General features: G+C 45.8%; 11 protein-coding genes and 1 pseudogene. 8 read left to right on the forward strand and 4 right to left on the reverse strand.

Annotated features, from left to right (window positions below):
• Window positions 1–232, reverse strand: a pseudogene (locus Q0218_RS08655) (DNA repair protein RadA); the annotation flags it as partial.
• Window positions 233–406: 174 nt separating this feature from the next.
• On the opposite strand from Q0218_RS08655, the gene brnQ reads away from it, so the two are divergent.
• The 3 genes from brnQ to Q0218_RS08670 all read left to right on the forward strand — a co-directional run bounded on the left by brnQ (window position 407) and on the right by Q0218_RS08670 (window position 4,316).
• A complete protein-coding gene (gene brnQ / locus Q0218_RS08660; RefSeq protein ID WP_297968731.1) occupies window positions 407–1,738 on the forward strand; it encodes a branched-chain amino acid transport system II carrier protein in 1,332 nt (443 codons plus the stop codon).
• 116 nt (window positions 1,739–1,854) lie between these two features.
• Entirely contained in the window at window positions 1,855–3,450 is a 1,596-nt protein-coding gene (locus tag Q0218_RS08665; protein ID WP_297968733.1) for a hypothetical protein, read from the forward strand.
• 251 nt (window positions 3,451–3,701) lie between these two features.
• A complete protein-coding gene (locus Q0218_RS08670; RefSeq protein WP_297968734.1) occupies window positions 3,702–4,316 on the forward strand; it encodes a hypothetical protein in 615 nt (204 codons plus the stop codon).
• Between the two features lie 516 nt (window positions 4,317–4,832).
• On the opposite strand, the gene Q0218_RS08675 is transcribed toward Q0218_RS08670, so the two are convergent.
• The 3 genes from Q0218_RS08675 to Q0218_RS08685 form a co-directional block, all read right to left on the reverse strand.
• Window positions 4,833–5,528: a suppressor of fused domain protein gene (locus tag Q0218_RS08675; protein ID WP_297968736.1), complete on the reverse strand. Its 696-nt coding sequence runs from the start codon at window positions 5,526–5,528 to the stop codon at window positions 4,833–4,835.
• 140 nt (window positions 5,529–5,668) lie between these two features.
• A complete protein-coding gene (gene ftsY, locus Q0218_RS08680) occupies window positions 5,669–6,538 on the reverse strand; it encodes a signal recognition particle-docking protein FtsY (RefSeq protein WP_297968738.1) in 870 nt (289 codons plus the stop codon).
• A complete protein-coding gene (locus tag Q0218_RS08685; protein ID WP_297968740.1) occupies window positions 6,538–7,110 on the reverse strand; it encodes a TlpA disulfide reductase family protein in 573 nt (190 codons plus the stop codon). The genes ftsY and Q0218_RS08685 overlap by 1 nt, the downstream gene beginning before the upstream one ends.
• A gap of 44 nt (window positions 7,111–7,154) precedes the next feature.
• Here Q0218_RS08685 and Q0218_RS08690 point away from each other — a divergent pair, with 44 nt between their 5' ends.
• From Q0218_RS08690 to Q0218_RS08710, 5 genes are read left to right on the forward strand one after another with little or no spacing between them, the layout of a single operon-like run.
• On the forward strand, window positions 7,155–7,793 hold the full coding sequence (locus Q0218_RS08690) for a 5-formyltetrahydrofolate cyclo-ligase (RefSeq protein WP_297968741.1): 639 nt from the start codon (window positions 7,155–7,157) through the stop codon (window positions 7,791–7,793).
• Window positions 7,726–9,279, forward strand: a complete 1,554-nt coding sequence (gene rny, locus Q0218_RS08695) for a ribonuclease Y (RefSeq protein WP_297968743.1) — start codon at window positions 7,726–7,728, stop codon at window positions 9,277–9,279. The genes Q0218_RS08690 and rny overlap by 68 nt, the downstream gene beginning before the upstream one ends.
• Window positions 9,280–9,297: 18 nt before the next feature.
• Window positions 9,298–9,888, forward strand: coding sequence for a lipid-binding SYLF domain-containing protein (locus Q0218_RS08700; protein WP_295144730.1), 591 nt, complete (start codon window positions 9,298–9,300; stop codon window positions 9,886–9,888).
• Between the two features lie 9 nt (window positions 9,889–9,897).
• A complete protein-coding gene (locus Q0218_RS08705) occupies window positions 9,898–10,470 on the forward strand; it encodes a DedA family protein (RefSeq protein WP_297968746.1) in 573 nt (190 codons plus the stop codon).
• Window positions 10,467–11,780, forward strand: a complete 1,314-nt coding sequence (locus Q0218_RS08710; RefSeq protein ID WP_297968748.1) for a DUF945 family protein — start codon at window positions 10,467–10,469, stop codon at window positions 11,778–11,780. Before Q0218_RS08705 ends, Q0218_RS08710 begins: the two co-directional genes overlap by 4 nt.
• Window positions 11,781–12,104 lie beyond the last annotated feature (324 nt).

Here is a 12,104-nt window from a genome sequence, read left to right on the forward strand (position 1 = left end):
GTTCGCTATTTTGCGTGCTGATGCGCGTGATTTTTTCTATTTCAACCTCGCTGATTTGCTTTGCGAGGCTCGGTTTTGCGGTATTTTTTGAGATCTCTTTTAGCGTCTCGATTTGCTGCGCGTTTAGTTCTAAAAAGCTATCCCAAGCCCCGCACTGAGGGCATTTGCCGACCCATTTGCTTTGCTGATTTCCGCAGGCTTGACACTCAAATACCGTTTTTACTTTCGCCATATTTTTCCTTTGCGCGATTATACTTTAAAATGTTTAAATTTTACTCTCGCCGCGCGGTTAAATTTCAAATCGAAACACGCAAGCGCGAAAAATTGGCGAATTTAACCAAAATCAACGAAATTTCAACTTTATCCAAATACAATCTGTCAAATTTAAATCCGAAACGGAGCGAAAATGAAACAAAATCTTAGCAGAAATCAGTTTTTAGTCATCTCGCTCACGCTTTTTGCGATGTTTTTCGGCGCGGGGAACTTCATCTTTCCGCCGAATCTGGGACGAGAAGCTGGGCAGAATTTTTACGTCGCGATCATGTTTTTTTGCGCCACGGCGGTGCTTTTGCCGGTGCTTGGCGTAGCAGCCATCGCTAGAGCAAAGGGGCTTCAAAGCCTAGTGCGCCGCATAGACCCCGTGTTTGCGGTGCTTTTTACCGCGCTTTTATACCTTACGATCGGGCCGCTTTTTGCGATACCTCGCGCGGCAAACATGCCCTTTGATATCGCGGTTAAGCCTTTTATCGCGCACGAAAATTTGCAAATTTGGCTATTTTTTTACTCGGCGGCGTATTTTGCGCTAAATTATTACATCTGCCTAAATCCCTCAAAACTGGTCGATTTGCTCGGCAAATACCTCACTCCGCTACTTTTGGCGCTGATTTTGCTACTTTTTGGGGCGGGATTTTTCTTCCCGATAGGCGAGTTTGCCGCTCCTAGCGGAGAGTATGCGCAACACGCTGCGGCTAAGGGCTTTGTCGAGGGCTATCAGACGATGGACGCGTTAGCGTCGCTTGCCTTTGGTATCATCGTGATAAACGCTATCAGAACCGTGGGCGTAAAAGACGAGCGTCATCTCGTCTCCTCGACGATAAAAGCGGGTATGACGGCGGGCGTGATTTTGATGGCGATTTACCTTATGCTAGGCTACCTCGGCGCTACGTCGGCAGAGCTTTTTAAAGACGCGCCGCAGATAAACGGAGCCGAGCTGCTATCGCGCATTAGTGGCTATTATTTCGGTAAGGCGGGCGTTTTGGTGCTGGGCTCGGCATTTTTTCTAGCGTGCATTACTACGACGCTGGGACTTATTAGCTCTGCTAGCGAGTACTTCGAGGAGCTAACGGACGGGCGCGTAAAATATAAAATTTGGGTTGCGGCGTGGTGCTTGATCGGCTTTGGCGTGGCGAATTTCGGCCTAACTACTATCATCAAGGGCTCGATCCCGGTACTCGTAGCCATCTATCCGGTCGCTATTATGCTTATCATCCTCTCGCTTATCAATCCGCTAATAGACTCCAGCAAGCTGGTTTACCGCAGCTGCGTCTACGTTTGCGTGGTCGTGGGGACCATAAACGGCCTTGATATCGTCGGCGTTTCCGTACCGCTAGTTACCAGCCTCGTTAAGAAAATGCCGTTTTACGACTCTATGCTTGGCTGGATAGTGCCTAGCGCGGTAGCGTTTGCGGCGACGTATATCCTTCATCTCGTGCTTGAAAAGAGAGAAAATACTTTTTAACTACTATTAGCAAGGCGCCAAATTCGCATAAAACGGCGCCTTGCGTCAAATTTATCCGTCCAAAAATTTAAAATCTCGGCTAAATTTTCTCAAAAAATTTTATAAAAGGAAACGATATGAGCAAGCAAGACGAGGCGCTAGCGTTAGCGCGGGATTTTGAGCGAGAGGGCTTTGGCGCGCCTGATTTATACGAGCGGTTTTGGCGACTAAAGGGCGACGAGGCGGCGTATTTTACGCTAGCTGATAACTTGCTGCGCGGGCGGCGAGAGAGCGGTGCGCTACTAGATGACGCTATGAGCTACGTTAGCAAAGAGGATTTTAGGGCTTTGGTTTCTACGGCGATGGAGATTTTGCGCGAGGAGGGCGAGGCTCAAAACGAGGCGCAAAGAGATAAAAAAGCAAATAAAAATAGCGTGCGACAAATAAACGCCCAGGGTGTTATCGCCGTAGCAAGCCTAGAGTTTGCGCCGCTTTTGCACCCGTTTCTTAGCGATATTTTTAGCTTGCGGCCAAACGACGGGACATACTATGAGTGCTATCCGTGGCGCGAGCTGGACTACGAGAGCTCGCAGATCTGGCGCGAGAGGCTAGCTAGCGCGCAAACTAGCATGGACGATAAACGAAGGATTTTTGAGTGCTTGCTGCAAACAAGACAGCCGCAAAACGTAAAATTTGCCTGCGAGATTGCGGCGGCGGAGAAGTTTTTGAAGCATAAAGGCAGCCTTAGCGAGCATCTGGGCTACTATTTGGAGGACGTAGGCTTTACGCTTGAGAGGGTTAAATTTACGGGAGGCGCAAACGGTGCGGAGCCTGCGGATGAAAATTCAAGTCAAACGCAAGGCGTCCTAAATGACGTCAAATTTAACGCTAGCAAGCTAAATTCGCAAGCGGATGAAAATTTAAACGACCCCAAATTCGGCAAAAACGTGCCGTGCGAAGAAAGCCGAGTCCAAAAAGCGCAAGCTAGCGATGAAATGAGTATCGGCGGCGAAGCGTTTAGGCTAAAAAGGTACTGCGGCGAGCGCGCGTATCACGTCGCGTTTAGGCAGGGGTATTTTAGCGAGCCGTTTGCCGCTAATCAAGCCAAAAATCACCCGACTTGGGGACTATGGGTGGACGAAGCGCAAAAAGGCGAAAGCGAGGAAGCCGCGGAAGCAAATTTGGGCGAGACGAAGTATAAAATAGGCGGGGTTTTAGACGAGCCTTGCGCGGACGAGGAAAATCCGCTCTTTCATCTCATCATGCTTGATCCGGTGCCTAGCGAGCTGCCGGTACGCTCGCTGCCTAGCCTAACCCTAGCCGCGCACGTTAGAGAGATAAGCGAGGGCGAGACGGCGTTTTACGAACACGACCGGCTGGGCAAGCCAAAGCGTATCGGCGAGAGGTCGCAGGTAGAGTACGTAGACGACGAGCCGGCGAGGCAGGATCTGGCGCGTCTGCGCGTAGCGCCTAAGCGCTGGCGCAAGCAGGACTGGGCGCTATCAAACGGCAGGCAAAATCTATCTCGCGTAGGCGGCGAGCCGTCGTGGATACAGAGCGCGCAGGTGCCGACGTGTCCGATATGCGGCGAGAAAATGGAGTTTTTGATGCAGCTAGATAGTGGGCTTCCTAGCGGCGAGGACGAGGAGCTGCTTTTTGGCAGCGGCGGGATACTTTACGTATTTTGGTGCGAGAGGTCGCGAGTTAGCGCGTTTTTTATGCAGTGCACGTGAGGCGGTTAGATCGCGCGTTTGCAGAGCTAAATTTAGAACTAACTTATACGGCTTGGCTCATAAAGGCATTTGGCAAGTTAGGTAAAATTTGACTACGCCGCCAAGCCTTTTGGCGCAGCGCAAATTTGCCGTATTTTTGATGATAAATTAAGGCTAAAAACAGTCTAAATTTACGCGGCTAATTAAAAGCAAAAACAGCTCTAGCGCACTGGCAAAGCCGTTTTGGATAAATTTAAACAAAAAGGATAACGATGAACCTACATTTAGATAAGATAGAGCCTTTTTGCACTACCGATACGCAAAAAGAGCTTTTAAAGAAGATAAAAAAGATACAAAAATTTCGCATTAGACGATTTAGCGATAGCTATTTGCTAGAGGGCTTGCTGTTTAGCTTTTACGTCGAGGAGAAATTTGAGCCCGTAATGCTTTACTACGATGAGATAATTAGCCTGCCTTTTGACGAAAGCTTTCCTTTGTGGGATGATTTTTGGGATTTTTTGTCTACTTTTTATATCAATCCGCTATGTACGCAAGCGCAAAAAGAGGCGATTTTCGCGCGCTACGAAGAGGTCTCGCGCCATAAGGTATCAACCGAGTTTGCGGATGCGCAGCTTCTTTTTGCCGACTTTTTTAAAAATATCCTTTCTTTAAAAGCGGTCAAGGAGCGCGAAAAAACCTTGCAAAGAGCGCTAAAAGATAACGACTTGCAGCTTGAGTTTGCTATGCGTATGAGTCTGGTGCTATACCCCACGCGAGTAATCATCGCAAATAACGGCGAAAACAAAGCCCTAGAGGAGCAAATGCAAGCTACGGTAGACGAGCAGACTGCGGTTCTGCGCTCTGGCAAATTTGCAAAATACATATAAAAAGCGCTAAAAACTAAAATCAAATTTGATCCGCGTGCTGCGCTTTTGGCTACCGTGCCGACCGTAATTTAAATTTAAAAAAGGAAATAAGCGATTTTGCGATTGCGAGATTTGCCTAAAATAGAGCAAAATCTAACGGCAAAATTTGTGCTTAGCTCGCGCGGCGGCAGAGCAAATTTATAAAAAGCATAAATCTTTTGTAAAAGAGCGCGTAAATTTAACTCTTTAAAATGCTAAATGCGGTTTTTGAGATATTCTAAATAAGCTCGGCAGAAAATTTGCATTTTAAAATTTGCGCCGTGGCTGATTTTAGCAAGGCTTTACGGCGATACGGTGCGCTAAATTTTGCGGAACGTTAAAATCAGCTTTAAATTTATACGGTTTTGGGCTACTAGGAGTCGGCGCCGGGTTAAATTTAACCGCCGTAAACCTCGACAAAAGCTTTTGCTTGATTTGGCGTTTTTGCTTAAATTTAAGCGCTTATTTTGAGCGGGCTTGCGGCTTGGTTAAATTTACTTACGCATACTCTTTTTCGCGCTTTAGGTCGGTGATTAGCAGAGGATTGCCCTTACGCATCATTTCTATGAGCCGCTCTACGCGCTGCGTAGTCGGATCCTCGCGTAGCCAGTCCAGCTCGCGCTGCGTGATACCCACCATCTGGAGAAATTCTACTCTGCCGTTTGGCGTGTCTATGCCGCCAAGCACCGGATCGGGCGCGAAAGCTACGCCTACTAGTTTGGTATTCGTATCAAGACGTATCGGCGAATTTGCCGGCATGAAATGATATGCCTCAAACCATTTTTTGCTTGTGTGGACGTATTTAGCGAGGTTTTGCATGACGGATATAACCCAAAAAGGCTCGTTTGGGGCTACATTGCCGTCGCCAAGATCCGAGTCCGGATCGTCCGCAAACGGCGCAACGCGCATGCTAAACTCAAATCCCCATCCGCTAAATTCTTCCTGCACGCTTTGCGGATCGTAGTAAAGCTCGCTCATGCCAAAGCTCACGATATGGCGATGAAACGCGCTATCCTCGCAGTCAAAGATACTAACGCCCGCTAAATAATCATCGCCGCCCAGACTCGCATGTAGCTGCGACGGATAGTGGCGCTCGTTTGCGGGGTCGTAGATTTTTTCCAGCGCATCGTTTATAGCGTCCCAGCCCGGCGCGTCGTCCTCTTCAAACATAGCTTCATACTCTTGCGTCGTCATTTTTATTTCCTTTTTAGTAAATTGCATTAAGCGCGGGCATTATATATAAATTTCGTAAATTCGGGGGGGGGGGGTAAATAAATGCAAAATAAACAGGCTACAAATGCAAGCGAATAAAATATAAAATTTACGCCTGCGATCTAGGCGTAAATTTCATCGACGATGGTATCTACGAAATCATGAGGGTTAAATTTTACTAAATCGTTCATCGTCTCGCCGGTGCCGATGTAGAGTATCGGCAGCTCCAGCTCGCGCGCGACGCCAAAAAGCGCTCCGCCCTTTGGCGTGCCGTCAAGCTTGGTGATGATGACGCCGTCAAGCTTCACGATGTCGTTAAAGGCCTTTGCCTGCGCTAGGCCGGCGTTGCCCTGAGTGCCGTCGAGGATGAGGATCTTGCGGTGCGGCGCGCCTGCGTAGGCTCTGTCTGCGATGCGCACGATCTTGCTTAGCTCGTTAGCTAAATTCGTTTGATTTTGCAGGCGACCTGCGGTGTCCAGGATGACGTTGTCTAGGTTTTTAGCCACAGCCGAGCTTATCGCGTCAAAGGCGACCGCAGACGGATCGTGACCTTGTTGCGTAGCGACTATAGGCACGCCAGTTCTCTGCGCCCACTGACGTAGCTGCTCGATGGCTCCTGCTCTAAACGTATCGCAGGCGCCTAAAATAACGCTTTTGCCTTCGTTTTTATATAAATTCGCAAGCTTTGCGATCGTGGTCGTCTTGCCCGCGCCGTTTACGCCCAAGATGAGTTCCACGAAAGGCCTTCCGCTTTTTACTTCGCGCTCATTTTCGTATATGAAGTAGGTATTTAAAAGTCGCTTAAGTTCGTCTTTTTTGACCTCGTTTTGCGGCGGCAGATAGTAGAGGACCTCCTCGATGATCTCGTAGGCGATGTCGGCTTCTAGCAGGATCTCTTCTAAAATTTCCTTTGAGATTTTTTTATCGGCGGGCTTTGACGAGCGTATCGCCGTTAGCGTCTTATCAAGCCCCTTTTTTAAAAAACCAAACATCAGTCGATCACCTTATTTATATCGCTTTCTAGCATCTCTTCTGGCACGAGACCGACGTAGTGCGTAGCGTATTCGCCGTTTGGTTTATAAAGCACTATGTAGGGTATACCTACCACGCCGCCGAGAGCCTTGGCAAATCGAGAATTACCCTCGCCGTAAGCGACGTCGAAATTTATCTTATATTTTTTCATAAACGCGTCTATTTCATCCTTTGATTTATCTTCCATTAGTACGCTTACGATTTTTAGCTTACCTTTAAATTTATCGTTTAGATTATTTAGATGCGGGATTTCGGCCTTGCACGGCGGACACCAGGTGGCAAAAAAATTAAACAAAATCGCCTCGTCGCTGCCTTCGACTTTAAAGCCTTTGTCGAATTTTTGCAGAGTCATCTTGCTCTCGTCCATTAGCGTTAGATCAAAAGGCGCTTCTAGGCTTGCGCTTTGACTCGGAACGGAAACGCTCTGACTTGCGTCGCTTGTATTAGTCTGGCTTGCTTCGCTTTTGTTTTCATCTCCGCAGCCGCCTAAAAATAGAGCTAAAAATGGTATAATCAGAAGAGTTTTTTTCATATTTTTCCTATTTTGAAATTTGGAAGAAATTATACATAAAATTTATGAAACGAGCGTTAAATTTGACAAAAGAAGATTTTAGGCGAGACGCCAAACGGATTTTAAAAAAAGAGGTTCAAATTTCGGCGCGAGCGAAACACTACAAAATGTTTAAGCCGCTTTTAAATTTGCTAACCGAGCTTAAAGCCAAACGGATTTTGATTTTTAACCCCCTTTCTTATGAGCCCAATTTTTATATTTTGAAACGCGAGCTAGCCAAAAAGTATGAAATTTTCGCTCCGTTTATGCTTGGTATTAGTTTAGAAATGGTAAAATTCAGGCTACCGCTTGTATCTCGGACAAAATTTGGCGTAAAAGAGCCGCTAAGCACCAAGATATTTAAAAAGCGTATAGACGTAGCCGTAGTTCCGGCTCTCGGGGTGGACGGAAATATGGCGCGAATAGGACACGGTAAAGGTTTTTATGATAGATTTTTTGCAAATTTGCCCTACCGACCTACCTTGATATTCGTTGAAATTTTAGACAATTTTACAAATGAAATCATATCCGAAGATCACGACGCTACTTGTGATTTTTACCTGACCCCGAGCAAAATTTACGTAAAAAGAGGAATCTATGATAGAAATTTTAATCGGCTTAGGAACAGGTGCGGCGGGCGCTGGCGTAGGCTATCTCATCGCTAAAAAAATCAACGACGCAAACTACAATATATTTTTAGAACAGGCAAAAGCAAAGGCTAAAGCGATAGAATTTGAAGCCGAACGCACGCTAAAAGACGCTAAAATCCAAGTCCAAGAGGCTGAATTTGAAGCTAAGAAAAAATACGACGACAAAACCGTAAAACTACAAAAAGAGTACACGCAAAAATTTGAAGAGATCGGTAAAAAAGAGCAAATTTTACTAAACGAGCAAGAAATTTTAAACGAAAGCAGAACCGAGCTGGAAAAATCTCGAAACGAAGCAAAAAGTATGTACGAGGAAGGGCTTGGGCTAAAAGCAAGCTATCAAGCCAAGCTGCAAGAGGCGCTAAAAGTACTCGAACACGCCGCCGGCTTAACGCAAGAAGAGGCGCGCGAAGAGGTGCTAAAAAAAGTAGAGGAAAAAAGCCGCGCCGAGATCGCTCACATCGTGCGGAAACACGAAGAGGAGGCTAAACGCGAGGCCAAAAAACGAGTGAATTATATTTTGGCACAGGCTACGTCGAGGTTTGCGGGAGAGTTTGCCGCCGAGCGCCTAATAAACGTCGTGGATATCAAAAACGATGAGCTAAAAGGCCGTATAATCGGCAAAGAGGGGCGCAATATCAAGACCCTAGAAATGGTTCTTGGCGTAGATATTATCATCGACGATATGCCTCACGCTATCACGTTAAGTAGCTTTAATCTCTACCGAAGAGCGATCGCGACGCGCGTGATAGAGCTTTTGGTGCAAGACGGCCGCATACAGCCTGCAAGGATAGAGGATCTGCACAAAAAAGTATGTGAAGAATTTGAGGCCTCGATCCTAGAGGAGGGCGAAAATATCGTCATCGACCTAGGCCTTAGCAAAATCCATCCCGAGATAATGAAACTAATAGGCAAGCTAAAATTTAGAGCCAGCTACGGACAAAATGCCCTCGCGCACAGCCTCGAGGTAGCTCATCTTGCCGGCATCATCGCAGCTGAAACGGGCGGAGACGAAAAGCTAGCCAAAAGAGCGGGCTTGCTACACGATATCGGTAAGGCCTTGACGCATGAATTTGAGGGTAGTCATGTCGATCTGGGTGCTGAAATTTGCAAACGCTACAAAGAACATCCCGTCGTCATAAACGCCATCTACGCCCACCATGGACACGAGGAGGCAACTAGCGTAGAAAGCGCCGCCGTTTGCGCTGCGGACGCTCTGAGCGCGGCTCGCCCCGGAGCGCGCAGAGAGGTGCTTGAAAGCTTCCTAAAACGCGTAGAAGAGATAGAAAACATCGCAAAAAGCAAAGAAGGCATCAAGCAAGCATATGCGATAAACGCCGGTCGCGAGATCCGCGTCATCGCAAACGCCAAGCTCATAAACGACGATGAAGCGGTGCTCGTAGCTAAAGAGATCGCCGCAGAGATCGAGAGTAAGGTGCAGTATCCGGGCGAGATCAAAGTAAACGTGATCCGCGAAACTAGAGCCGTAGAAATGGCAAAATAGGTCAAATTTGGGTAAAAGATGAAAAAAATTTTATTAGCGATTTTTTGCGTTTTAGCGCTCGGCGCAAACGACGAGCTCGTGCTAAACGCGTCAAATTCTTTTACAAAGACGATGCGTAAAAACCCAGATGCGCCGGTTAAGGCTCTGCTTCAAAACGCAAAAGCGGTCGTTATCTTTCCGAGCATTACTAAAGTCGGCTTCGTGCTGGGCGGTATGCACGGCAAGGGCGTGATGCTCGTGGGAAACCCGTACGCGCCCAGCGAAATGATGGTCGTGGATATTAGCGGCGGCAGTATCGGATTGCAGCTAGGTTACGAAAATAGCGCGCTTGTGCTTTTTATCCTAAAAGATAGCCTCGTAGCCGACATAAAAGACGCCAAGATCACGATAAACGCCGACGCATCGTTTGCGTTTGCCGATACGGGTAAATTTTACGGAAAAGTGAGCGATTTTAGCTTCACCAGCGACATTTACGCCTACACCGACAACGATGGGTTTTTCGCGGGCGCGAGCTTTGGCGGAGCGGTACTTGCTAAAACAGGAGATACTCCGCCAAAGACCGATAGCTACGGATACAACGCGCTAATGGGCGCTATATCGAAATATTAAGGGTTAAATTTGCAAGAGATGCTAACCTCGCTATCGACCTATGGGTACGTGATAGTGTTTTTATATTCGCTTGGAGGCGGTATGGTCGCTATCATCGCAGCAGGCGTGCTGGCTCATCTTGGTAAGATGGACATAACCGTGAGTATCGTGCTAGCAGCCGCCGCCAACGCTATCGGCGATACTTTGCTTTTTTACGTCAGCAGGTATAACCGCGCGGCCGTGATGCCGTATCTGGCTAGGCATAAACGTAAGCTTGCCTTTTCTCAAATTTTGTTTAAAAAACACGGAAATAAAATCATATTTTTTAAAAAATTTATCTACGGACTAAAGACCCTAGTACCACTTGCTATCGGGCTTACGAAGTATTCGTTTGCTAAATTTAGCGTCATAAATGTTGTTAGTGCGGTAATTTGGGCGGTCTTACTAGGGCTAGGTAGCTTTTATGCCGGAGGGGCGTTTGAGCGAGCGGGGAATTTTCTAGGAGAAAACGGCTGGTTGATGCCTGTCGGTATGCTTTCTTTGCTAGCCGCCGTATGGATATATCTAAAAAAAGCGACTACTAAAAAAAGGAGACAAGGGTGAAAAAGCTACTGATTTCATTGGTGATTTTGGCTGCCGTGGTTTTTGGCGGGCTGAAATTTAACGCAAATAAGGTGGAGGAGAAGTATAACGAGGCTTTAAGTCTAATCAAAACAAACGGAATAGACGTCAAAAATAGCGTATTTGAAAGCGGTTTGCTAAAGTCTCACGCAAACTACGAAGTGATTTTTTCTAAAAAACACATAAACGAGCTTATGTCGCTTGGCGAAGAGTACGGCGCGCCTGAGGATATAGCTATAAAAATCGACATGAATATTTCACACGGTTTTGCCGGTTTGCTAGGCAAATTTGACGTCGTCGGGGACGCGGAGTTTTTAAGCGAGCCGTATAAAAATTTTATGATAGAGGCATTTAACTCCGTAAAGCCTATTAAATTTCACTCTAGTGGCATCTCGGGCGGAGATAAAAAAATCGTATTCGAGCTAGCCGGTGTACAAAAAGAGTTGGACGGCAATAAGGTAAATTTAGCAAAATCGTTTTTGATTTTTGATATAAACGGCGAGAAAAAAATCGCGGGAGTCTCTTTTGCAAATGATTTTGTCGATTTTGCCGGTAAAGAAGGCGTTGCTATGAGGATAAAAAATATTGGCTACGACGTGAAGTACGAAACACCGATCGAGCCGAAAATGATCTCAAAAGCGCTTGTAAATAGTAATTATAAATTTGAACTAGGCGGCATAGACGTAAGCTCTGGCACGGAGACGCTACAGATCGGAAAGATAACGAGCGACTCTAAACTAACTGTGCTAAGCGATACTCTAACACAGGACGATACGAGCACGATAGAAAAGATAAAATATGCAAAATATGAATTTAAAGATTTTCTGATTAAGTCTAAGTTTTCAAATTTAGATAAAGGCGCGATCGAGGATATTATGAATGCTAAAGGGGAGCCTGAAGCGCAGCTTGCGGCTATAACGCAGGCGCTGGATAAATTTATAAAAAGAGCGCCGAAGATAACGTTTGAAAATCTAAATTTTAAAAATGCGGTCGGCAAGAGTTATGCTTCAAATTTTGAATTTTCTATCGACGCAGACGGCATAGATAGTCAAAATCTGCTTGATAATATCCCGGCTGCTATAAATTTTAGCGGTAAAATCGAGCTTGATACGACGCCGGGAGAGTTTATATTTGGAGGTGGCGAGGAAAAAGAGGGAATAAACGCAATACTCGTAAACGGCGGACTGTTTAAAGAAAACGGCGGCAAATACGTAACTATTTTTAAATACAACAAAAGAACGCAAGATTTAATCTTTAACGAAAATTTATCTTTAAAATCTCTTTTTCAATAAAATTTAGCATGCTTAGACAAATTTTTATGTTTGTTTAAGCATATTTTCTATATACTTCACTTTCCGCTTCACAGGAACCGAGTTTTTTAAATTAACACTGTTAAACTAATTAGTCAATCTTTGAAATCTAAACAAGTGATCGATTGAGCCAATCTTTTATTAGGCTTTCTTTGGAAAGTAGATAAGAGATAAAACTAATTAATAAAATTAAAGTTTTTTGATTAAAACTTCATATTAAATCCTAAGATATTTTGTTTTAGGTAAATTTTATATGGAGAGTTTGATCCTGGCTCAGAGTGAACGCTGGCGGCGTGCCTAATACAT

Source organism: uncultured Campylobacter sp., assembly GCF_938039245.1.
Lineage (GTDB): Bacteria > Campylobacterota > Campylobacteria > Campylobacterales > Campylobacteraceae > Campylobacter_A.

Excerpts from the sequence above, each read along its gene's own strand:
- brnQ (WP_297968731.1), top strand. The coding sequence starts at position 407 with ATGAAACAAAATCTTAGCAGAAATCAGTTTTTAGTCATCTCGCTCACG.
- Q0218_RS08665 (WP_297968733.1), top strand. The coding sequence starts at position 1,855 with ATGAGCAAGCAAGACGAGGCGCTAGCGTTAGCGCGGGATTTTGAGCGA.
- Q0218_RS08670 (WP_297968734.1), top strand. The coding sequence starts at position 3,702 with ATGAACCTACATTTAGATAAGATAGAGCCTTTTTGCACTACCGATACG.
- Q0218_RS08675 (WP_297968736.1), bottom strand. The coding sequence starts at position 5,528 with ATGACGACGCAAGAGTATGAAGCTATGTTTGAAGAGGACGACGCGCCG.
- ftsY (WP_297968738.1), bottom strand. The coding sequence starts at position 6,538 with ATGTTTGGTTTTTTAAAAAAGGGGCTTGATAAGACGCTAACGGCGATA.
- Q0218_RS08685 (WP_297968740.1), bottom strand. The coding sequence starts at position 7,110 with ATGAAAAAAACTCTTCTGATTATACCATTTTTAGCTCTATTTTTAGGC.
- Q0218_RS08690 (WP_297968741.1), top strand. The coding sequence starts at position 7,155 with ATGAAACGAGCGTTAAATTTGACAAAAGAAGATTTTAGGCGAGACGCC.
- rny (WP_297968743.1), top strand. The coding sequence starts at position 7,726 with ATGATAGAAATTTTAATCGGCTTAGGAACAGGTGCGGCGGGCGCTGGC.
- Q0218_RS08700 (WP_295144730.1), top strand. The coding sequence starts at position 9,298 with ATGAAAAAAATTTTATTAGCGATTTTTTGCGTTTTAGCGCTCGGCGCA.